20 protein-coding genes are annotated in these 21,796 nt (G+C 64.0%); 12 read left to right on the top strand and 8 right to left on the bottom strand.

The features are described from left to right. The first annotated feature begins 47 nt into the window (after window positions 1–47). Together G6N35_RS13105 and G6N35_RS13100 are read left to right on the top strand one after the other, a co-directional pair. Window positions 48–2,306, top strand: a complete 2,259-nt coding sequence (locus G6N35_RS13105; protein WP_163804637.1) for an MMPL family transporter — start codon at window positions 48–50, stop codon at window positions 2,304–2,306. Window positions 2,307–2,340: 34 nt separating this feature from the next. After that, window positions 2,341–2,985, top strand: a complete 645-nt coding sequence (locus G6N35_RS13100) for a class I SAM-dependent methyltransferase (RefSeq protein WP_163804636.1) — start codon at window positions 2,341–2,343, stop codon at window positions 2,983–2,985. Here the strand turns inward: G6N35_RS13100 and G6N35_RS13095 are convergent. Further along, a complete protein-coding gene (locus G6N35_RS13095; protein ID WP_163804635.1) occupies window positions 2,971–3,687 on the bottom strand; it encodes an NAD-dependent deacylase in 717 nt (238 codons plus the stop codon). The genes G6N35_RS13100 and G6N35_RS13095 overlap by 15 nt on opposite strands. A 37-nt stretch (window positions 3,688–3,724) precedes the next feature. Here G6N35_RS13095 and G6N35_RS13090 point away from each other — a divergent pair, with 37 nt between their 5' ends. Further along, window positions 3,725–4,090 (top strand): Rv1152 family transcriptional regulator, encoded by a 366-nt coding sequence (locus tag G6N35_RS13090; protein WP_163804634.1) that lies wholly within the window; start codon window positions 3,725–3,727, stop codon window positions 4,088–4,090. A gap of 4 nt (window positions 4,091–4,094) precedes the next feature. Here G6N35_RS13090 and G6N35_RS13085 read toward each other — a convergent pair whose 3' ends face one another. Together G6N35_RS13085 and G6N35_RS13080 are read right to left on the bottom strand one after the other, a co-directional pair. After that, window positions 4,095–4,910 carry a class I SAM-dependent methyltransferase gene (locus G6N35_RS13085; RefSeq protein ID WP_163804633.1) on the bottom strand — a complete coding sequence of 272 codons (816 nt, stop codon included), beginning with the start codon at window positions 4,908–4,910 and terminating at the stop codon, window positions 4,095–4,097. Window positions 4,911–4,934: 24 nt separating this feature from the next. Beyond that, window positions 4,935–5,456, bottom strand: a complete 522-nt coding sequence (locus tag G6N35_RS13080) for a DUF1697 domain-containing protein (protein WP_163804632.1) — start codon at window positions 5,454–5,456, stop codon at window positions 4,935–4,937. Between the two features lie 162 nt (window positions 5,457–5,618). Here G6N35_RS13080 and G6N35_RS13075 point away from each other — a divergent pair, with 162 nt between their 5' ends. After that, window positions 5,619–6,815, top strand: a complete 1,197-nt coding sequence (locus G6N35_RS13075) for a thiolase family protein (protein WP_281357003.1) — start codon at window positions 5,619–5,621, stop codon at window positions 6,813–6,815. Beyond that, window positions 6,812–7,225, top strand: a complete 414-nt coding sequence (locus G6N35_RS13070) for a Zn-ribbon domain-containing OB-fold protein (RefSeq protein ID WP_163804631.1) — start codon at window positions 6,812–6,814, stop codon at window positions 7,223–7,225. Before G6N35_RS13075 ends, G6N35_RS13070 begins: the two co-directional genes overlap by 4 nt. A 52-nt stretch (window positions 7,226–7,277) precedes the next feature. Here G6N35_RS13070 and G6N35_RS13065 read toward each other — a convergent pair whose 3' ends face one another. Both G6N35_RS13065 and G6N35_RS13060 read right to left on the bottom strand, forming a co-directional pair. After that, complete coding sequence (locus G6N35_RS13065) at window positions 7,278–8,075, bottom strand: SDR family NAD(P)-dependent oxidoreductase (RefSeq protein ID WP_163804630.1); 798 nt, start codon at window positions 8,073–8,075, stop codon at window positions 7,278–7,280. A 39-nt stretch (window positions 8,076–8,114) separates the two neighbouring features. Beyond that, entirely contained in the window at window positions 8,115–9,764 is a 1,650-nt protein-coding gene (locus G6N35_RS13060; RefSeq protein ID WP_246224590.1) for an AMP-binding protein, read from the bottom strand. A gap of 329 nt (window positions 9,765–10,093) precedes the next feature. On the opposite strand from G6N35_RS13060, the gene G6N35_RS13055 reads away from it, so the two are divergent. Further along, window positions 10,094–11,350, top strand: a complete 1,257-nt coding sequence (locus G6N35_RS13055; protein WP_246224300.1) for an aminoglycoside phosphotransferase family protein — start codon at window positions 10,094–10,096, stop codon at window positions 11,348–11,350. Here the strand turns inward: G6N35_RS13055 and G6N35_RS13050 are convergent. Together G6N35_RS13050 and G6N35_RS13045 are read right to left on the bottom strand one after the other, a co-directional pair. Beyond that, window positions 11,326–12,372, bottom strand: a complete 1,047-nt coding sequence (locus G6N35_RS13050; RefSeq protein WP_163804627.1) for a TIGR03617 family F420-dependent LLM class oxidoreductase — start codon at window positions 12,370–12,372, stop codon at window positions 11,326–11,328. The genes G6N35_RS13055 and G6N35_RS13050 overlap by 25 nt on opposite strands. Next, entirely contained in the window at window positions 12,369–13,268 is a 900-nt protein-coding gene (locus G6N35_RS13045; protein WP_246224299.1) for an enoyl-CoA hydratase/isomerase family protein, read from the bottom strand. Before G6N35_RS13045 ends, G6N35_RS13050 begins: the two co-directional genes overlap by 4 nt. A 321-nt stretch (window positions 13,269–13,589) precedes the next feature. On the opposite strand from G6N35_RS13045, the gene G6N35_RS13040 reads away from it, so the two are divergent. The 3 genes from G6N35_RS13040 to G6N35_RS13030 all read left to right on the top strand — a co-directional run bounded on the left by G6N35_RS13040 (window position 13,590) and on the right by G6N35_RS13030 (window position 17,012). Beyond that, window positions 13,590–14,339, top strand: coding sequence for an SDR family NAD(P)-dependent oxidoreductase (locus G6N35_RS13040; RefSeq protein ID WP_246224298.1), 750 nt, complete (start codon window positions 13,590–13,592; stop codon window positions 14,337–14,339). Between the two features lie 106 nt (window positions 14,340–14,445). Continuing rightward, entirely contained in the window at window positions 14,446–15,537 is a 1,092-nt protein-coding gene (locus tag G6N35_RS13035; RefSeq protein ID WP_163804625.1) for an NAD(P)-dependent alcohol dehydrogenase, read from the top strand. A 35-nt stretch (window positions 15,538–15,572) separates the two neighbouring features. Continuing rightward, window positions 15,573–17,012, top strand: a complete 1,440-nt coding sequence (locus tag G6N35_RS13030; RefSeq protein ID WP_163804624.1) for an aldehyde dehydrogenase — start codon at window positions 15,573–15,575, stop codon at window positions 17,010–17,012. Window positions 17,013–17,040: 28 nt separating this feature from the next. On the opposite strand, the gene G6N35_RS13025 is transcribed toward G6N35_RS13030, so the two are convergent. Next, a complete protein-coding gene (locus G6N35_RS13025; RefSeq protein ID WP_163804623.1) occupies window positions 17,041–18,024 on the bottom strand; it encodes an Lrp/AsnC family transcriptional regulator in 984 nt (327 codons plus the stop codon). Window positions 18,025–18,405: 381 nt separating this feature from the next. Between G6N35_RS13025 and G6N35_RS13020 the strand changes: the two genes are divergently transcribed. The 3 genes from G6N35_RS13020 to G6N35_RS13010 are packed head-to-tail and all read left to right on the top strand — an operon-like array spanning window position 18,406 to window position 21,737. Then, entirely contained in the window at window positions 18,406–19,773 is a 1,368-nt protein-coding gene (locus G6N35_RS13020) for a cytochrome P450 (protein ID WP_163804622.1), read from the top strand. Between the two features lie 5 nt (window positions 19,774–19,778). Then, window positions 19,779–19,958 carry a ferredoxin gene (locus G6N35_RS13015; protein WP_163804621.1) on the top strand — a complete coding sequence of 60 codons (180 nt, stop codon included), beginning with the start codon at window positions 19,779–19,781 and terminating at the stop codon, window positions 19,956–19,958. A 42-nt stretch (window positions 19,959–20,000) separates the two neighbouring features. After that, a complete protein-coding gene (locus G6N35_RS13010; RefSeq protein WP_163804620.1) occupies window positions 20,001–21,737 on the top strand; it encodes an N-acyl-D-amino-acid deacylase family protein in 1,737 nt (578 codons plus the stop codon). The last annotated feature ends 59 nt before the right edge of the window (window positions 21,738–21,796 follow it).

The following is a 21,796-nucleotide window of genomic DNA, read 5'->3' as shown; positions in this document are numbered from 1 at the left end:
ATCGAATACTGACGTTTGAGCTGGTGAACAGCGACAAAGATGAGACTGTGCTGCACACACTGGCGCACCTGGCTCTACGCGCACCCCGGCGGATCATCGCGGTGGCGGCCATCATCATGGCCGCCACCGCGATCTTCGGCATTCCGGTGGCTACGAGCCTGTCCGCCGGTGGCTTCGGAGACCCCACCTCCGAGTCCAGCCGGGCAGCGCAGCTGCTGGGCGAGAAGTTCGGCCAGAGCGACCAGCAGTTGTTGCTGACCGTCACGTCCCCCGACGGCGCCGCCGGCCCCGCGGCCCGGGCGGTGGCCACCGGCATCGTCGACCAGCTCAAGGCCTCGCCGTACGTGCTGCGGGTCAGCTCGGCCTGGACCTCCCCGCCAGCGGCCGCCGGCGAACTGATCAGCCGCGACGGCAAGACCGGCCTGGTGGTTGCCGTGCTGGACGGCGGGGAGAACAACGCCCAGAAATACGCGACCACACTGGTCAAACAGATCGGCGAGGGCAGGGACGGCGTCACGGTACGGGCCGGCGGCACCGCGATGATCTACTCCCAGATCACCAAGCAGACCGAACGGGATCTGCTGATGATGGAGTCGATTGCGGTTCCGTTGAGCTTTCTGGTGCTGATCTGGGTGTTCGGCGGGCTGGTGGCCGCCGCGCTGCCGATCGCCGTCGGGCTGATGGCGATCTTCGGCGCGATGACGGTGCTGCGGCTGATCACCTACGTCACCGACGTGTCGATCTTCGGGCTGAACCTGGCCACCGCGCTGGGCCTGGCGTTGGCCATCGACTACACCCTGCTGATCCTGAGCCGCTTCCGCGATGAGATCGCCGGCGGCGCCGACCGGGACAGTGCGCTGTTGCGCACCATGGCGACCGCGGGGCGCACCGTACTGTTCTCGGCCACCACCGTCGGGCTGTCGATGTCGGTGCTGGTGCTGTTCCCGATGTACTTCCTGAAGTCCTTCGCCTACGCCGGGGTGGCCACCGTGGCGTTCGCGGCGGGCGCCGCGGTGATCGTCACCCCCGCGGCGATCGTCCTGCTCGGTGATCGGCTGGACGCTCTGGACATCCGCCGGATGGTGCGCCGGATGTTCCACCGGCCCGAGCCCGTCGCCAAGCCACTGGAAAGCCAATTCTGGTATCGCTCAACCAAATTCGTGATGCGACGAGCCATCCCGATCGGCACCGCGATCGTCGCGCTGCTGGTACTGCTCGGCGTGCCGTTCCTGCACATCCAGTTCGGCAACCCCGACGATCGGGTGTTGCCCAAGACGGCATCCACCCATCAGGTCGGCGATCAGTTGCGCAACGACTTCGCCAGCGACTTCTCCACCGCGGTGTCGATGGTGATCCCGGACGCCGACGGCATCGCGCCACAGGAGATGGAGCGCTACGCAGCCGACCTGTCGCGGGTGCCGGACGTGGCGCTGGTGTCGGCACCGACGGCGACGTTCGTCAACGGCAAGAAGGTCGGTCCGGCCTCCGCGCCGTCAGGCACCTCTGCGGGCAGTGCATATCTGACGGTGCGCAGCACCACCCCGCTGTTCTCGGATGCGTCCAAGATTCAGCTGGACCGGTTGCACGCGGTGCCCCAGCCGGCCGGACACGACGTATGGATCACCGGCGGTGCCCAGGTCAACCGGGACAACGTCAACGCCATCGTGTCGCGGATGCCGATGGTGCTGGGGCTGATCGCGGTGATCACCTTCGCACTGCTGTTCATGCTGACCGGTAGCGTGGTGCTGCCGCTGAAAGCCTTGGCGCTCAACGTTTTATCGCTGTCTGCCGCATTCGGGGCGCTGGTGTGGATCTTCCAGGAGGGCCATCTCGGTGCCTTCGGCACCACCCCGACCGGCACCATGGAAGCCAACATGCCGGTGCTGTTGTTCTGTATCGCCTTCGGTATCTCGATGGACTACGAGGTATTCCTGGTGGCCAGGATCCGAGAGTACTGGCTTTCCTCCCAGAAGACCCGCGAGGACAACGACGAGAGCGTGGCGCTCGGGCTGGCCCGCACCGGCCGAGTGGTGACGGCCGCTGCCCTGATCATGGCGATCGCGTTCGCCGCACTGATCGCCGCACAGGTGTCGTTCATGCGGGTGTTCGGGGTGGGGCTGACGCTGGCTGTCCTGGTCGACGCCACCCTGGTGCGAATGGCGCTGCTGCCGGCGTTCATGCACGTCATGGGGCGCTGGAACTGGTGGGCTCCCAAACCCCTGGTCCGGTTGCATCAGCGCGTCGGCTTCAGCGAAGCGCCACCGGAGCCGGTGCCCGCCACGGTGGGTGCGCCGGGCGGCGGCTAGCGTGGGAGGGACACCGGCGGGAGGACCTTCGACAATGACATCACCGACGTCACAAACCTTCGACCACCCTTTCTTCGCGCGTTTCTGGACGCTGATGTCGACCCACGAGTCGGGTGCGATGAAGACGATGCGTCAGCAGAATCTGGCCGGCCTGCATGGCCGGGTCTTGGAGATCGGTGCCGGCACCGGCACCAATTTCGAGTTCTACCCCGATACCGTCACCGAGGTCGTCGCACTGGAGCCCGAGACCCGGCTGGCGCCTCAGGCCAGGGCGGCCGCAGCGGCGGCGCGGGTTCCGATCACCGTGATCGAAACCACGGTCGAGACCATGCCCGCCGCCGAACCGTTCGACGCGGTGGTGTGTTCGCTGGTGCTGTGTTCGGTGGAGAATCCGGAAGCTGTTCTGCGCCAAGTGAAATCGACGCTCAAGCCGGGCGGAGAGTTGCGCTACTTCGAGCACGTCGCCCAGCCGGGTTGGCGTGGCGGATTGCAGCGGCTGGCGGACGCGACGATCTGGCCGCGGATGGCCGGCAACTGCCACACTCACCGCGAGACGGAGCGGGCGATCACCTCGGCGGGCTTCGCCATCCAAACCGCCCGGCACGAGGCGACATTCCCAGCCTGGGTACCGCTGCCGGTGCAGGAGGTGGCACTGGGCCGGGCGCTAGCTGCCCAGTAACTCGGGCAGCTTCTGCAGCAGGGTGGGCAGCGCGGTGCTGGCCGACTCCCGGATCGTCAGCGTGGCACTGTCCGACAGCGGGGTGGCCTCCGGATTGACCTCGATCACCACGGCTCCCTGCGCCAGCGCCACCTCGGGCAGGCCCGCCGCCGGGTAGACGATGCCGGACGTGCCGACCACCACCAGGATGTCGGCGGTGGCGACGGCGTCGACCGCCGCCTGCCACGGCTCGTCGGGCAACTGCTCGCCGAACCAGACGATGCCCGGCCTGATCAGCCCGCCGCACTCACAGGTCGGCGGCATCTTCTCCAGCTCCGGTTCCGGCATGTCGGGCAACGGGCCGTGATAGCGCGAACCGCAAGTGTCGCACCAAAATTCGGACAAGCTGCCGTGCAGATGATGTACCGGCTTGCTGCCCGCCCGCTCGTGCAGATCATCGACGTTCTGGGTGATCACCGTGACGTCGGCGTAGTCCTGCCAGGCGGCCACCGCCCGGTGCCCGTTGTTGGGTTCCACGGTGGCGACCAGGTGATGGCGCCACAGATACCAGGCCCACACCCGTTCGGGATGGCTTTGCCAGCCTTGCGTGCTGGAGAGTTCGTACGGGTCGTACTTGGCCCACAAACCGGTCTCGTCGTCCCGGAAGGTCGGTACACCGCTTTCGGCGGAGATTCCCGCCCCGCTGAGCACCGCAATTCGCACATCCACCAAAATAGCCGGTCTCGGCGATAATCAGCACGTGTCGGAGTTGGGGGATTGGGTGCGCCTGGACGTCCACGCGCCCACAGCACTGTTCGATCAGCTGAGAACCCAGATCATCGAGGGCGTTCGGGCCGGTCGGTTGCCGCCGGGCACCCGGCTGCCCACGGTGCGCGAACTGGCCGGCCAGCTGGACCTGGCCGTCAACACCGTCGCCCGCGCCTACCGCGAGCTGGAGACGGCGGGAATCGTCGAAACCAGGGGCCGGTTCGGGACGTTCGTGGCCCGGGCCGATCCAGCCGACGCGGCCATGGCCGCGGCGGCGAACGCCTATGCCGAGACCGCGCGGGCGCTGGGCCTGGGGAAGGCCGAGGCGCTGCGCTACCTCGACGCCGCGTTCGAGTGAGGGCTCAGCCGAACTCCAGCAGGGTGTAGGCGCCGCGCAGGTTCCTGGCCGGGCGGAACGCCCAGATCGCCGGGAACACCTTCTCGAAGAAGAAGCCGCGGCCCCTGGGCATCGGGATGTCGTGCACGGCCGTCACGCCGGGCATGGTGTTGACCAGAGCGGCCAGCTGATCCACCGACAGGCTGAATGGCATCGGCGGTACCCGGTAGTGCTTGGATGACCGCATGCCCTTGGGGGCCAGCTTCTTGACCAGCACCGGCGGCAGGTCGAAGAACATCTGGCCGTCGGGAAAACGCTTGGCGCACTGGGCAATCAGGTCCATCGCCTGGTGCGGCTGCAGGTACATCAACAGGCCCTCGGCGGTGATGAACACGCCGTTGCTGCTGTCCACCCGGTCCATCCAGCTGTAGTCGAGTGCGGACTGCGCCAGGTTCGTGATGCGCGGGTCGGTCGGCAGCAGGCGTTCGCGCAGTTCGATCACCGGCGCGAAGTCCACGGATACCCAGCTGAACTGCGGGTCGCTGATCGCCTCGGACAGCCGCCAGAAGCTGGTTTGGAAGCCCTCGGCCAGCGCGACCACCGTCGCCCTGGGATGGCTGCGCAGGTATCCGGTGGTGCAGGCGTCGACGGCCAGCGAACGCAGCGCCATCTCCTGGCCCTTGCGGCCGAACTTGTCGTAGTCGAACGCAATGGCGTCGCGCAGTTCGATGGCCATCGGGTCATGCAGGATCGCCCCGGGCAGGCCGGCCTGATAGGCGCGGCCGTTGAGGGTCAGCAGTGCGGTTTCGGAGACTCCGGTGAGGGTGACGGGCTGGTTCATCACCAAAAACAGTACCCGCGGGACTCAGCGCAGGACTTTGGTCAGGGTGCGCAGGTTGCGGGTGGTGGTCGAGGACTTGTAGCGCTTCTTGCCCATCGTCTTGCCGATGGTGGAGTCCAGTGTCGCGGCCTTGGGCACCTGCCAATACACGACGCCGTCGCCACGGGCGATCCTCTCGTCGGCCCCGGCGTCGGCGGCCAGCGCGGCGAGTTCGTCGAGAATCCCGGGATCGCTGACGAACGTGACGTAGGAGTGCTGACCCTGTACCTCGCGATCGAAGGGGTAGTCCTGTGCGATCTTTCGCACGGTGTCCAGCTCGTAGACCAGAACCCAGGCGTCGTAGCCGAAGCGTTCCCGCAGGGCGGTCTCGGCAGTGGTGCGGACCTTCGGCGCGGATGATGGTGACTCGAGCACGACGTTGCCGGAGGCCAAGATCGTGCGGACTCCGGTGAACCCGGCGTTGGTGAAAGCGGCTGCCACATCAGACATCTTCATCGTCGTTCCGCTGACGTTGACACCGCGCAGGAAAGCCGCATAGCGCGTCATGGTGACGATGCTATACGTCGGCCGCGACGGGACTCCGAAACCTGTGTCCGGACCTACTGCAGGCGAGCTTCGATCGCTTGGGCAACGCATATTATGCTCTGATTGGGACATTGAAGATGAACTGCGTAGCCATAGGCCAATGCCCCGGAAGGGAATCTAGACGTGGGAGTCAGTGCGCGGGACGCGACAATCGTCGGGCTCGGTATGACTGAGATGGGCAAGGTGTACGGGCGGTCCTCGACACGGCTCGCCGCGGAGGCAGTGCTGCATGCGGTGGCGGACGCAGGGTTGCAGCTATCCGACGTCGACGGCCTGTTGGTGTCGCCGGGGGTCACCAATGACCTCGGGATCGGATTGTCGGCCGTCTTGGGCCTGCACGAGTTGGCCGTTCTGAACGAAATCAAGGCCTTCGGTGCCAGCGCGGGTGTGATGGTGGCGCAGGCCGCTAGGGCTATCGCCGAGGGCGCCGCTTCCACGGTGGTCTGCGTGTTCGCGGACACCCCGCTCAAACCCAAGGTATCTGCGGGGGCATCATGGGTGGGAGCGGCGAACAAGCGGCAGAAGGGAACCCCGGCATCGGGATTCACCGGGTGGTCGCTGGTCTCCGGTGCGGTCAACCCAAACATCCTCTATGCCCTGTGTGCGAGGCGGCACATGGAACGATTCGGTACCAGCTCTACGCAACTGGCGGAAATCGCGGTGGCGCAACGGTCCTGGGCGGCCCGCAACCCACTGGCCCAACTGCGCAATCCCATCACCGTTGCCGACCACCAAGAGTCACGATGGATCGCCGATCCGCTGCACCTGCTCGACTGCTGCCTGGTCAGCAACGGAGCAGTCGCGGTCGTCGTCACCTCGGCGGAACGCGCCGTTGCGCTGGCCCAGCCACCGGTCCACGTCTGGGGCTATGGGCAGGCGCACGGGCCACGGCGAATGCATGCCGGTTCCGAGTGGGGCCTCGTCACACCCGCTGCCCGTTCGGGGCCACAGGCGATGCGTATGGCCGGGATCAGCGTCAGCGACATCGACGTCGCGGAGCTGTACGACTGCTACACCTTTACGGTCCTCGTCACGCTCGAAGATTACGGATTCTGTGCGAAGGGCGAGGGTGGCGAGTTCGTGTCGGACGGGCGGTTGGCTCCGGGCGGGGAGTTGGCCTGCAACACGGGTGGGGGTCAGTTGTCCTCTTATTACATGTGGGGTTTCACTCCACTGTCCGAGGCGATCATCCAGGCTCGTGGGGCCGGTGGCGATCGACAGGCACCGCGCAACGACGTGCTCATCGTCAGTGGCAACGGCGGCATCCTGGAACATCATTCGACGTTGGTGCTGAGCCCGCATGAACGGAGTGCCGCATGAACAGCTATCCAACTGTGCAGCGCGACGATTCGTCGGCCGCTTTCTACGATGCAGCGAGTCGCGGAGAGTTGCAGCTGAAGGCCGACCGGTCGGGAGTGATCTGGCCTCCGCAAGCATCGTTGGATCCGGGTGATCCCGACGTGACGTTGCAACCGGTGATTGCCTCCGGGGCCGGGACATTGGTGAGCTGGTCAGTGGTTCACCAGGCGCCGCATCCGCTGTTGGCCGGTGCCGTTCCGTATGTCAGCGCAGTCGTCGAACTGTCGGAGGGGCCCTGGCTGTTCGTTCGGCTATATGGTGATGTAGAGCAGTGCGTAGTCGGTGCGAAGGTCCAGGTTCGCTTCGACTCGACCGGCTCGTCGGAGCAGCCGGGTGAGGTTGTGCCGGTGTTCGAGCTCGTGTCGGGGTAGTTGTTCTCTGGCCCAACGCTTTCCCCGGGCGCGAGCGAGGCCGACAGCGTTTTCAGTGGCCGGTCATGCCGCCGTCGACGACCAGGGTAGTTGCGGTGATGTAGCTGGAAGCGGGGCTGGCCAGGAACAGCATCGCGGCGTCGATCTCGCGCTGTTCGGCGAATCGCGGTATGGGACAGGCGCCGACGAGTCTGTCGCGCCACTCCGGAGTAAGTTCGGCGGTCATTTCGGTCTCGATGAATCCTGGCGCGAGGGCATTGACTCGGATGCCCCGTCGACCCGTCCATTGATTCGCGAGATCCCGAGTCAGCCCGATCAGCCCCGCCTTGCTCGCCGAGTAGGCCGCCTGCGGCAGTAGCGACCTGGACAAGCCCATCACGCTCGCGACGTTCACGATGCTGGCCCCGGGCTCCATGACCTGAGCGCACGCGCACGCCATCTGATACGCCCCGACGAGATTTACGTCTATGACGCGGCGGAACTCGGAGACGCTCTGTTGCAAAGCCGGCGCGACAGCGCTGATGCCGGCATTGTTGATCAAGATATCCAACCGGCCGAACTCCGAGACAGCTTGAGCTGCGGCCGCTTCGCACGACGCCGGGTCGCAGACGTCCATGCTGACCACCAGGGCCCGTCGTCCATGTTGGCGGACGGCACCGGCGGTTCGGGTGAGTTCTTCCACGCGTCGCGCGGCGAGAACCACATTGGCCCCGGACTCCGCGAGCGTACGAGCGAAGCCGGCACCCAACCCGGAACTAGCGCCGGTGACCACGGCGACCCTGCCGTCGAGTCGGAAGAGATCGATCACCGACCGTGCCTCACCGTCTGGCTTGCTCAGAGCACGTGGCATAAGTTCTCCTCCTGGGATCACGATGTCACCTGAACATGCTCATCTGGACTCGACAGCCGTCGCGAATAATTGGCGTGCGGCGTTGTAATCAGCCTTACCCGATGGGGTGCGCGGGACGTGCGGCACCCGGCAGATTTGGCGGGGCACCTTATAGCCGGAAAGCCGCTCGCGGACAACGGCCACAATAGCGTCGTCCGTCGTCTGGCTCGCGTGCTCGGTGAGCTCCACCACGGCGACGACGCGTTGACCGAAACGTTCGTCGGCGACGCCGAAGACCAGACTGTCGGCGACACCGGGATGTGCTTTGATTGCTTGCTCGACTTCTTCGGGATAGACCTTCTCACCGCCAGTGTTGATGCAGTTGTTGCCTCGACCAATGAGGTGAATCGAGCCATCAGCCTCGACGGTGGCCATATCGCCGGGGACGGAATGCCGCACCCCGTCGATTACGGGGAAGGTGCGGGCGCTGCGCTCAGGGTCCTTGTAATAACCGCGAGGAACCATCGTCGACGCAATTGCCACCGTACCAATCTCGTTCGACCCCGGTGGTATCTCGCTGCCGTCGTCCCGCAGCACGCGCACACCGCGTCTGAGGCGAAAGCGCGCCGAGGCACTGCTCTGCCCTTTCCGTAAGACAGCACCACCCATTGACCCCTCCGTCGAACCCAGCACGTCGGCCACCGCGACCTCGGGTAGGTGGTGCAACAGTCGGTCTTTTACGTCATCGGAGAGCATCGCGCCGCTGGACAAGATCATCGACAGGCTACTCAGGTCGGGTTGATCGGCTCGCTCGGCGTGTCGGTCGAGGGCATCGACGATAGGGCGGCCGAAAGCGTCGCCCACGATCACCGCGATAGCGACCTGGTGATCCTCGACTACCTGGATGAAGCTCTCGCCGTCGAAGCCATGCGAATCGTTCAGTACTACCGTGGCTCCGAATAGATGTGGCGTAATCGCACCCATCCACATCCCGGCACCGTGCATTAGTGGTGGACAGGCGAACGTCCTGGTAGGCCGTTGCTCACCGTGAATCGTCAACGCGCATAGTGCTGCCTGACTCGGATCTGTGACCGGCTCGTGGTGATAAGTGCCTGTTCCACCTCGCAGGAACGAGCGTGCCATGTCGCCGATGTCGTACATCACTCCCTTCGGCAGGCCAGTGGTCCCACCTGTATAGAGCATGTAGAGGTCGTCTTCGGAACGCTCGATGATGGGCTGAGCGGTGGCGTTGCTCAACGCCGACTCATAGTCCAGCGCGCCCGGTAATGATGTGTGCCCGTTGCCCGCGCCGGTTGCGTTTGCCTCTACTTCGACCAGTAGGCGAAGCTTGGGTAGGCGATCAAGCGCCGGCTTCACCCTGGCGGCGAGACTGGAGTGATACACCAGTGCCTCTGCGTCGGCATTGTCGAGTAACTGTGCCAACTCGTCGGCCTGGTATCGGTAGTTCACATTGATGGGCACCGCCCGTGTCTTGAAGGCTCCGAACTGTGCTTCGAGGTACTCCGGGCAGTTGTGCAGCAGCAAGCCAACTTTGGAATTGAGTCCGATCCCATGGGCTGAGAGCAGGCCGGCGAACCTGGCAGCGCGCTGTTCGTATTCACGCCACGTCAGGACCCTGCTGCCCTGGATGACGGCGGGGGACTCCGGTACGGCTGCTGCGATTGACTCCCAGATGTCGGCGAAGTGCATCAACACGTGGTTCTCCTAGGTGGGGTTCCATCCGAGAATGTACGGCGGACTGGCTGCTGCCGGGGCCGGGCAAGGCCCCGAGGCGTGATAGGCAATATGCGATGCTATCAGCACCCTGTATCACGCAAAACAGCAATCCTGAGCCCGACTTATGTCGATATTCGCGTCTTCTTCGCGCTGAAATGGGGACGGCTCGCGCGATGAACACCATGCGCGCCGCGGGCACGCCATGGGGTTGATGGTCCGCGTCACCAACAACCGCATAGTGGTTTTCGCGAACCAGAACGCAAGCTGTATTCAGTCGAACGGATGTGTTACGTTTTGCATTCATGAGTGACGTTCGCGATGCCCTCCATGAGGGGGCTGACGTAACGGCCCCCTCGATCGGCGCTCCGCCGTCACCTGCTGACGCCTTGCGTGCCAGCGCCGCTCTGGTCCCCCTTGTGGGCTATTGGGCGCTCGACAGGTTGTGGTCACGCTCGCTGCCTGTGAACGCCGTTGTTCCCGGCCGGGTCGAACTCGTAACGCCGGCATGGGTGACTCGTGTGCTTCGGCCGAAATTGGGCGGAGCACGCGTCGAATCGCTTACCGTAGAACCGCATTCGTCAGGAACGTCGGTTCGGGCGCGCATCCGGTTGCGCTACGTATCATCCGGCGACGCACCATCCCTTCCTGCGACATTGTTCGTCAAGTCCACACCGTCGTTGGCGACGCGGATCGGCAACGGGCTGACGGGATGCGCCCCTGCCGAGGCTGGTTTCTACAACAGGGTGCGGCCGCTGCTGCGGATCGAAGCACCCCACGGGTACTACAGTGCCGTCCAGCCGCTGGCCTACCGGGCCATCCACCTCTTGGAAGATCTCAGCGCTACTCGTGCGGCGACCTTCTGGACGCCGACTACCGCGCTCACCAGAGAGCAAGCCAACCAATTGGTCGAGCAACTTGCCCTGCTTCATGCCCAGGCTGCCAGGACCGGCTTCCTCGACTGGCGGCGGCCGCAGTGGTTGCGCACCTATCCGCAATGGTGGCATGCGACCGGAGGGATCTCGATGATCCGCCGCTATCACCTGCGTGGTCAACAGCGTGCAGACGAGCAGGGAATCACTCCACCCCGACTGGTCGGTCTCGGTAAGCGGCTGTGGCACAGCTTCGAGGCGTCGGTCGATGCTCATCGTCGGCTGCCACACACCCTCATTCACGGTGACCCTCACCTGGGCAATTGGTACATCACCGGCGAGGGCCGAATGGGACTCTGCGACTGGCAGTGCATCTCGACTGGGCACTGGTCCCGCGACCTTGCCTACACCCTCGCTTCGGCGCTGACCGTCGACCAACGTCGTGATTGGGAGGATTCACTCATTGATTCCTACCTCGATCGTCTGGGTGAGGAAGGTGGCCAGGTAGTATCGCGCGATCGCGCTCGGGCGCTGTACCGCTTGCAACTACCTGGTGCCCTGGCGATGTGGACGACTACCCTGTACCCGCCGAAGTTCCTGCCGGCCATGCAGCCTACGGAGACGTCGGCCGAGATGCTGCGGCGAATCCTCACTGCCATCGACGATCACGATGTGCTGCGGTTGGCGTGATCACGTCTGTCGGCGGCGCTCTGCGCGTGAATGGCGTGACTGATCCCGTCAAGCAGGCCGGGCTTGACTCGGTACGGTGTGTAGAATGTCACGCGGTCAGCGAGACCCTGGTAACGCCGGTACATCTCGGCCGCAACATGCTCGGGAGTCCCGACCACCGCGAAGGCATCGAGTACCTCATCCGGGATCGCCGAGCCCATCTCATCCCACCGTCCTTGCTTGGACAGGACGTGCAGCTCGCCCTGCAGGTCGCCCCAACCGTGTAGCTCCAGGACTGGGCGGTAGGCGGGGGTCGAGGCGTAGAACGCCAGCTGCTTTTTGGTCTTGGTGACCGCGTTGGCCATCTCGCCCTCATCAGTTCCGGTCACGGTGAAGACCGGCCATGCCACCTCGGTACGGCCGCGGCCGCCCTGCGCTTGGCCGCGCTCCAACGCCGGTAGCGTCACCTGCCGGAAGTACTCCGGAGTGCTGAATGCGTGCGCGATGAATCCGTCACAGACCTCGCCGGCAACCTCGGTCATCTTGATGCCGACGCCTGCGAGGAAGACTTTTGGAGTGCCGAACTCGCTCTTCCCGGGATTGAAGAAGGGGGTCATCAGCGTGTGGGTGTAGAACTCTCCGCGGAAGTCGAGCTTGGTGTCCTCATGCCAGCAGCTCCAGATTTCGCGCATCGCCATGATGTATTCACGCATCCGCGCTGCCGGATGAGACCACGGCATCGAGAATCGGTTCTCGATATGGGGCTTGATCTGACTGCCGAGGCCGAGGATGAAGCGGCCTTGTGAGAGCCGCTGAAGGTCATTGGCGGTGACGGCCAATGTCATCGGCGTTCGTGCGAACGCGACGGCGATCGATGTGCCGATCTCCAGATGTGTCGTCTCATGCGCCGCCGCCTGCACTGCGAGGAACGGATCGTGGCTCGTCTCGGCCGCCCAGGCACCGGCGTACCCGGCGGTCTCGGCGTTGCGCGCCGTCTGAGCCGCTTTTACCGGGTCCGCCGCGATTCCTCCATCTACCTTCATGACACTTTCCCACTGCTTGTTGTATCGAATACCGCGGGCCGACGTTCGATGACGGCCGCGACGGCCTCCCGCTGCTCGCGGGTGCCGAAACACAAAGATTGCGTACGATCCTCGAGCGCGATTGCGTTCGCGAGGCTCGGTGCTTCCAAGTTCGACCACATGACCTCCTTGGTCATGCGAACGCCGAACGGGCTGTTGGCGGCGAAGCTGCGAGCCACCTTGACGGCGGCGTCAACGACCTCCCCATCGGATACCACGCGCAACACCAGACCGCGGTCGGCAGCCTCCTCGGCGCTGACCATTCGGCCGGACAACATCATTTCGAATGCCGCAGTCGCGCCGACAATGCGCGGAAGCAGGTAACTGACACCCATGTCACAGCCGGAGAGTCCGACCCGGACGAATGCCGCCCCGAATTTCGCCGATGTGGAAGCCAACCTGGTGTCTGCACCGAGCGCCAGAGCCAAACCGCCGCCCACGGCAACGCCGTTGACCGCCGCGATGATTGGTTGCGGAAGCGCGCGCATAGCGGTCACCAGTCGAGCGAACTCCTGTTGGTGCTCCATGCCAACCGCGACCGGGTTGGACAGTCGGCGTCCACCGGAGGCTCCGTCTCGGAGTTCGCCGAGATCATGACCCGAGCAGAAGCCGCGACCGGCTCCGGTGAGGACGACTGCTCGGCAGCTGCGATCGCGCCCGAGCTCATCGAGCGTCTCGTGAAGGTGCTCAACCAGGCGGGCCGACATGGCATTGAGCGTGGAGGGGCGGTTCAGCGTGCATACCGCCACCCCGCCGTCGACCCTGTCGACCAGCACGGGAAGATCTTCGGTTGCCATCGGTTGTCTCCGCCCTCTCGTTGCCCCGCGCCGACAGCGCGAGCTGGTCAAAAGAAACATTCAGGATCGGCGGGAGCTCCTCCTGGCGGCACCGGCTCGGGCAGAACGCGAGGCCGGTAAGCATTTAACATCATTGCGGTACGCATTTACTAGCTCAGAGAGCATAGATATGAAACTCTTGGTGCTGAGCTATCGATATTGCTCCGCATGATGTGTTCTAATCGGAGCGTGGCCCGGGTGGCGAGCGCCTGTTCTTGGTGCGGTTGTCGGGTCGGGCCGGTTCACGGTTGGGCCGCGTGTCGAGACGGTTTGCGCTGACCAAGGAGAGTGAAGGGTTCCGTGGAGCCAAGGCTCGTGACAGTGGATCGTAGGGTGGCGCTGGTGAGCGGTGGCAGCCGTGGCATCGGTCGGGCCATTGCACTTGGCTTGGCGAAAGACGGCTGTGATATCGCCGTCAACTTCCGTCGAGACGTGGACGCTGCGGCGGCAACGGTTTCCGAGATCGAGGCGCTCGGCGCCCGTGCGGTTGCGGTGCAGGCAAGTGTCGACGACGAGGCAGCCTGCAATGAAATCGTGCAGAACGTCGTCGAGAAGCTAGGGCCGCCGAGCGTCGTGGTGCACAGCGGCGGCATCGCCAGTTCCGGCCGCAGCGTTCTCGACACCGACTTCGCCGAAGTCCAGCGCGTGATGGGAGTGCACGCTTACGGCGGATTCCACCTCGCCAAGGCGTGCATTCCCTATCTGGTTGACTCGCCCCGAGGCGACATCGTCATGGTGTCATCGATCGCTGCTGATGAGTTGGCGGCCAACGGCTCGCCCTACAACATGGCCAAGGCTGCCCTGGAGGCCCTAGCCATGACGCTGTCCAAAGAGCTCCTACCGTATGGCACCCACGTCAACATCGTCGCGCCGGGACTGGTGAGTACTGAGATGGGTGATCGTCTCACGCAGGCGATTACGAGAGGCAAGGTCAAGGAGGCGGCCGGCCTCGACGCCCGGGCGCCGTTCGGCCACGTCTGCCATCCCGACGAGGTTGCCGACGTGGTGCGGTTTCTGGTCTCCGACGCCGCCAGTTACGTTAGCGGGGTTCGGATCAAGGTGAGTGGTGGCTTGGGAAACCGCTGGGACTGAGTATCTTTCGAAGTTGCCCCTCGGCCGGTGATGGCGCGGCGAGCAGCCAAGTAGTCAGATCTATGCGTCGCAGTAGGACGCCGACGGACGTTGAGGAGGAGCATCGATGTGGATCAAGGCGGCTGTGCTGCGGTCCGCGGATGGGCCGTTTCTCATCGAGGATGTCGAGCTGCGCGATCCCGCGCCCGACGAAGTTCGGTTGCGGATCTCTGGCACGGGCTTGTGCCATACCGATCTGCTACCAAGGCATCCCGGCTTCGCAGCGGTGTCTCCCATAGTGCTTGGCCATGAGGCCTCCGGAGTCGTCGATGCGGTGGGCGAGGCGGTCACCAATGTCGTCGTCGGGGACCATGTGGTGGCATCCTTCGACTCGTGCCGACAGTGTGCTACCTGCACATCGGGCCACCCGGCGTACTGCGATGGCTTTGTGGTGCGCAATCTGACGGGTGTGGGAATCGGACACTCCGACTCGGTGCTTGATATCGACGGCAACACCATTGCCTCACGGTGGTTCGGGCAGTCGTCATTCGCCAGCCACGCCATTGTCGCTGCCCGCAATATCGTCAAGGTCGACCCGAGTCTTCCCCTGGAACTGTTGGGTCCGCTGGGGTGCGGAATGCTCACCGGCGCGGGATCGATCTTTGGAGCGCTCGGCGTGACACGGGGCTCGAGCGTGGTCGTTTTCGGTGCGGGAAGCGTAGGTCTGTCGGCCGTAATGGCGGCGCGAGTTGTGGGGGCCGCGGTCATCGTCGCCGTCGATGTACACCCGGCGCGCCTGCAGTGGGCACGTGAACTGGGTGCAACACATGTCGTACCCGGCGCCGCGGACGATTTGTCCGAACAGCTGGCCGAGGCCACCGGTGGGGGCGCTGATTATGCGCTGGACACCACTGGCATTCCCGCGGTGGTTCAGGTCGCCATCCGGTCGTTGAAACGCACCGGCACGTGCGGCTTGGTCGGCGCCCAGCAGGGCCCGCTGATGCTGGAACCCACCGACCTGGCATTCGGCCGCACCGTCAAGGGGATCTTGGTGGGCGATGCGGTACCCGAGGTCGTGATTCCTCACCTCATCGAACTGTGGCAGCAGGGTTGCTTCCCCTTCGATCGACTTGTCACACGCTACCGACTCGACCAGATCAACGAGGCCGAGAGCGCGAGCCTTCGCGGTGAGGTAGTGAAAGCGGTCCTGGTTCCCTGAATTCCTGGCAGCGTGCGTCTTGAAAGGAGCACACCATGCAGTACGAATACACCACCATCTACGTTGACGGCCAGTGGGTTGAACCCCAAGGGCAAGAACCGATCCCGGTGATCTCACCGGCAAGCGAGCGGCAGATCGGGGTGGTGCCGCGCTCGACATCAGCCGACGTGGACAAGGCTGTCGCTGCGGCACGGCGGGCGCTGACTGCGTCCCAGTGGAGCGGCCTCGGTGCCGAAGACCGGGCAAAGGTGCTGATGCGATTGGCCGATGAACTGGAAGCCAACTCGGCCGAACGTGCCGCCCTGACGTCGATCCAAAATGGCATGCCGATCATGATTGCGGGGCCAGCCGAGGGCAGCGCTCCCGTGGGTATCCTGCGGTATTACGCAGCCCTGGCAAGCGAGATGCCGGTAGAGGAGCGGCGGCCCCGGCTCGGCGGCGGGGGCACGACAGTGGTGCGGCGCGAGCCGGTGGGTGTGGTGGCTGCCATCGTGCCGTGGAACTACCCGCAGGCCTTGACGATGTTCAAGCTCGCACCAGCTCTCGCGGCCGGCTGCACCGTTGTTTTGAAGCCGTCGCCGGAGACGACACTCGATGCGCTGGAGCTGGCCGCGGCTGCCGAGCGGGCCGGCTTGCCGTCCGGTGTGCTCAATGTGGTTACCGGTGGCGCCGATGTCGGCGCGTATCTGGTCTCCCATCCCGATGTGGACAAGGTGGCGTTCACTGGATCGACAGCTGCAGGTCGTGCGATCGGTGAGGCGTGCGGTCGGCTGTTGCGTCCGGTCACCCTGGAACTCGGCGGAAAGTCGGCGGCGATTGTGCTCGATGACGCGGACGTGGCGGCCGTGGCTACCGGGCTGGCGTCGGTCTCGTTGCTCAACAACGGTCAGACGTGTCATCTGTCCACCCGAATTCTCGCCCCCCGCAACAGGTACGACGAAGTCGTCGGCGCGGTGGCAGCGATGGCGTCGGCGTTGCCGGTGGGTGACCCCCTCGATCCGGCGACGTTTATCGGACCCCTTGTCTCGCAGCGACAGCGTGATCGCGTGGAGTCCTACATCGAGCAGGGGAAATCGAGCGGCGCTACCCTGGTCGCCGGTGGTGGCCGCCCCGCGCTAGAGGCGGGCTGGTTTGTGCAGCCAACTGTCTTCGGAGACGTTGACAACAGCAGTGTAATCGCGCGCGAGGAGATTTTCGGGCCCGTGCTGAGCGTCATCCCTTACGGTGACGTCGACGAGGCGGTGAGCATCGCTAACGACTCCGATTACGGTCTCGGGGGCAGCATCTGGACTACGGACCTGGACAAGGGTCTGGATGTCGCCCGTCGCGTCGAGACGGGAAGCATCGGGGTGAACTTCTACGAACTGGACCTCGGCTCGCCGTTCGGTGGCGCCAAGGCGAGCGGTCTGGGACGTGAGTTGGGACCCGAGGGACTGGCCGCGTACTACCAGCTGAAGTCGATCTACCTGAGGTAGAGCCAGAACTCGCCGGGGCGCATCGACGTCACTGCGGGGAGTCGAGTCTTCTCATCGACGAGCTGATTCGGACCACCTCGACAATCAACGAGGTGTCGGTCGCCAGAACTCCATCCATGGACTGGATGGCACTGACGATGGACATTAACTCCCGGGCGGTTCTTGCGGTCACCGCAACGTTGAGATCCCAGCTGCCCAGGCAGGTGGCGGCAAAGGCCACACTGGGCGACTGGGCGAGCTCCTTGAAGGTCGCGTACAGGCAGTGCCGATCGACCCGAATCGACACTGTCGCAATTACTCGGATCCGCCCCAGCGCGACGGGCTCGACCAGGGCCAAGACGCGGATGAGCCCGGATTGGGTAAGTCTGGTGACACGCGCTCGAACGGTTCCTTCGGACACTCCGAATCGGCGGGCCATCATGCGGGAGGACTGGCGTCCGTCATCGGCCAACGCTTGCACGATCGCGAAGTCAAGGTCGTCGAGCCCAATCCGTGGAGCAGGCATGCGGATCGGAGAGGTGCTGTGGCCGAAAAATAGTTGCCGGCCGTGAGTGGGCACGGCAGTGTCGGTGGCCACGTCGACGTCGAGATCAGCCAAACCGTCGACCGCGGCGACCCGTTCGGTCAGGTCTCGCAGCTCCGCGCGATCAGCGACCAGGAAATACCCGAGAACTTCGAATGAACCCAGCACAACTGACACTGCTTCGCACTGCGGGAAGCTGCTGATGTCGTCGGCCACCTCTCGCGGGGTGCGGATTCGGGTCTTGATGCGGCAGATCACCAACCACTCGAAACCGGCCAGTTCCCAATCGATGATCGCGGAGAAGGCCAACACTCCAGAGTCGATGAGCTTGTGCAGGCGGATGCTGACAGCAGACTCGCTGATGCCGGTTCGACGGGCGAGTTCTCGGTTCGTGAGCTTGCCGTCCGCGATCAGCTCTTCGATCAACGCTGTGTCCTGGTCATCGATCGCGGCCGGCGGCGATGCGGTGTAACCGTCAGAGGGCGTCAACCCTGCCAGGTCCTGCCTGACCACTAATGCGCCGTTTCCCAGGCGCGGCAGTCACGATCGCTCGCCCTGTATGCGACGCGAATCATCGCCTCTTCCCCGTTCAGACCTAGAGTATGCAGAGTCATGACCGCTGCAATGTGCGCACACTCCAATCCACAAAGGGTACTGCCGAAGATTGCCGCCCGCGCCCGTTTTTGAACTGCGCTGGCATGCGCGTCACGGTAGGCCATCATCCACCTGAGCTACGAAGATTGGGTTTGTGGCCCTTGCATGGCGCCATTTCGCGTAATACTGTGGTCGATACGTGGGGTGATTCAGAACACGCAACCGAACAATGAGGTAGGTACTATCTTGGCGATCACGGAACGGCATGGTGGACCCGTGGCGGCCGTCAGCACTGCACGGCGACGAGCACCCGGCCCGGGGGTGGGCCGGCTGGCAGCGATGTTTGCGCGCTCCCGCGATCCGTTTCAACTTCTCAGCGATTGTGTCGAGCGCTACGGCGACTTCTACTCACTTCCGCTGGGGCCGGGCGGGACGATGGTGGTCAATGACCCTGAGCACGTTGGCAGTTGGCTGTTGGACTACTCGCGGTATCACAAAGGCGTGATGTCGAGAGCGTTGGTGCCCGCTATCGGCGAGAGCATCCCGGTGGCCGACGGCGAGCCATGGAAGCGCAACCGCAGATTGCTCAATCCGGCTTTCGCGCGCCGGAATCTCAACGGAATCGCGGCGATTCTGAGCAGCGCCGTCGATGACACGTTGGAACGTTGGGATGCGATCGCGGCGGCGGGCGATGAGGTGGACCTCTATCGCGAGCTCTCCATCCTGACGATGGCGGCACTGCAGCGGTCGATGTTCTCCTCCTCGGTGCCCTCCGACGGCATTCCCGAACTAGTTGATGACTTTCGGGTTCAGACCAACTACATGGGTGGGCTGATGCTCACCTTCTGGGCGCCGTCCTTCGTTCCTGTGCCACACGAACGTGGTGGCAAGGTAGCCGTGGCAGCAATTCGCCGCCGGATCGAGGCCGCGATCGCCCATCGGCGAGCCAACCCCAACGACAGCTCCGATGTGCTCAACACGCTACTGGCAGTTGGCGAAGGCGACGGCGAGGGGGCACTGGAGCACGAGAATCTCGTCGATCAATTGATCGGCTTGTGGTTCGGTGGATTCGACACTACGGCGTCTGCACTTGCCTGGACGGTCGCGATGCTGGCGCAGAATCCTGATGCCATGGAGGCGATGCGCGCCGAGGCGGACGGCTATACCGGCAACTTCGACTCGTTTGCCGACCTGAATCTACTGCCGTACTCGAAAGCGGCATTTGACGAAGCGCAACGAATGCAGGGCGCTCTCCTCCTGACCCGTCAGGCACTCGAGGACGACGAGATCGCTGGCTATCACGTGCCGGCGGGAAGCCAGGTGGGTGTCAGTGCCTACACCATCAACCGGCACCCAGCCCTCTGGGACAATCCCGAGCGGTACGACCCGATGCGCTGGCTAGACGAGCGCAAGGCAGCTCAGCATCGCTTCCAATTCGTCCAGTTCGGTGGCGGCCCACGGCACTGCATCGGCGTCGGCATGGCCTACCTCGAGGCACAGTTTGTTCTGACGAAAATTGCCCAGCGCTTCTACATCCAACCCCGCCCGGGATGGACACCACGTCACGACTTTCATCTCAGCGTCGGGCTCAAAGGTGGTCTGCCCGGTCGGATCATTCGCCGCAAGCATGGAGTCGCAGCATGAAAAGAGTGATCTTCGACGAAAATCTGTGCCAGGGCACCAAAGAGTGCGCATCGATCGCGGCACAAGCGGTGACATTCGCCAGCGATGGCATTGCGGAAGGTACCGATGCGGTGATCGACGACGACACCGCGGAGCGCATGGTTTCTTCCTGCCCAAGTATGGCCATCACCGCCATCGACGCCTGAGCACAGTCAACGACAACATTACGAGAACAGGAGTACATGAAAATGACTGCTAATGACTATGACGTAATCATCAAGGGCGGCACCTTGATTGACGGAACGAACACACCGCGCAAGTTCGCCGACGTTGCGATTCGCGACGGCCGGATCGCCCGGATCGGTGGACTGGGCAATGCAACGGCGACCCGGATCGTCGACGCGTCCGGAAAGATCATCGCGCCTGGTGTGGTCGACGTCCACACCCACTACGATGCCGCGATCTTCTGGGATCCGTACTGCACACCCTCGGGCTATCACGGGATGACGACCGCAGTGGTGTCGAACTGTGGCTTCGGTTTCGCGCCTTGTAAGAAGGAAAAGGCGGTGCAGGAACGCTACATGGGCATGATGGAGACCACCGAGCAGATTCCCACCGCGGCGCTGCGCGAGGCACTGCCGTTCTCATGGGAGTCGTTCCCGGAGTGGCTGGACGTCGTCAAGGGCCTGGGCAAGGGCATCAACGTCGCCAGCTACATTCCGCTGAACTCGCTGATGATCTTCGTGATGGGATCGGTCGAGGACGCCCGCGATCGACTGCCCACCGAGTCCGAACTCGCCGAGATGAAGCGCCTCTTGCGGGAAGCCTTGGAAGCTGGAGCCATTGGGTTCGCCTTCTCCAAGCTCAATGAGTTCAACTCGCACAAGGACCACGGCTCGCCGATGCCCACCGACGCCGCCGATGAGTCCACCGCCTATGCATTGGCCGAGGTGCTTCGAGAGATGGACTACGGCGTCATCCAGGCATTGGTCGACTTGCCGATGGCCATCGACAACAACCACATCGCTGAGAGGCTTGCCGAGATCTCGGGGCGCCCGGTGCTGCAGAACATCATCGTGCCGTTCGACCACATTCCCGAGGAGATCGACCGGGTTCTGAATTGGCTGGACGCGTGTGAGGCCAAGGGGCTGGACTGCTACTCACAGGCTCTTGCCTTCCGTACCTGGCAGGAATCGCGGCTGCTGGATTGGAACACCTGGGATATCCTTCCGGCGTTTGCTGAGTTCTCCGAGCTCGGTGACGACATCGACGCACGGGTCGCCAAGGCCAGCGATCCCGAGTGGCGGGCGAGGATCAAGGAAGTCCACACGGTGGACAACATGACATCCGGTGGCGGCATGCTCGACAACTTGAAGCTGATCACCATGCCCGACGCCAGTGATCCGCGCATCGGCAAGAAATTCGGCGACATCGCCGCAGAGGCCGGTATCCACGTTGTTGACGCCTTCTTCGACGCCGTTGTCGACTCCCGTTGCGAAATGGACTTCCGCACACTTAGTTCGATGAGCCAAGACCCGGCGCTGTTCGAAAAGCTCTACAAGCATCCGCGTGTCATCGCAGGCACCTCCGACGGCGGTGCGCACATCCGGTTCTTCAGCGGCGGGAATTTCTCGACCGACCTGATCCAGTGGCTTGCGTTGGAAGAGAAGCGTTTTACTCTCGAGGAACTCCATCACAAGTTCAGCATGATGCCCGCACGCCTGCTCAACCTGGTTGATCGAGGGGCACTGCTGCCGGGCTTCGCGGCCGACCTGATGATCTACGATCCGGAGACACTGGGCTACCCCGATCAGTATGAGTTGGTGACGGACCTGCCTGGAGGTGAGTTCCGGCGGGTGATCCCGGCATTCGGTATCGATCTGATCATGGTCAACGGTGTCGTGACGTTCGAGAGCGGCATGAAGTCCACCGGGGCAACCCCCGGTAGGGTGCTGGTGTCTGCAGGGGTTGGGGAAAACAACTGAGCTGACCGGTTCCTTCCCTCACGGGGGGTATGAAGGACTGGCCGAGATGGTCGGGGCGA

The organism is Mycolicibacterium anyangense, assembly GCF_010731855.1.
GTDB lineage: Bacteria > Actinomycetota > Actinomycetes > Mycobacteriales > Mycobacteriaceae > Mycobacterium > Mycobacterium anyangense.
The sequence above is the reverse complement of the archived record's forward strand: the minus strand, read 5'-3'. Positions and strand labels throughout refer to the sequence as shown.